This window comes from Dellaglioa sp. CoH-57-MRSF-19 (assembly GCF_056781975.1).
Window position 1 is genome coordinate 1 of record NZ_JBXAXW010000275.1, and the last position, 268, is coordinate 268.

The 268-nt window shown below is 62.7% G+C and carries 1 protein-coding gene; it reads right to left on the minus strand.

The genetic code is table 11. The features are described from left to right. The coding region (locus AC1RO3_RS09210; protein WP_481764119.1) for a hypothetical protein at positions 1–268 on the minus strand (268 nt) is incomplete at both ends.

Sequence of the window (268 nt, forward strand, 5' to 3'; positions counted from 1 at the left end):
GAAGTACTGCAACACGTTCAGACCTTCGCGGAAGTTCGCGGTAATCGGCGTCTCGATAATCGAGCCGTCCGGCTTCGCCATCAGGCCTCGCATACCGGCCAGCTGACGAATCTGAACCGCCGAACCCCGGGCGCCCGAGTCGGCCATCATGTAGATCGAGTTGAACGACTCCTGGCGCGTCTCGTTGCCGTCGCGATCGATCACCGGCTCCGTCGACAGCTGCTCCATCATCGCCTTGCCGACCGCTTCCGACGTCGCCGACCAGATG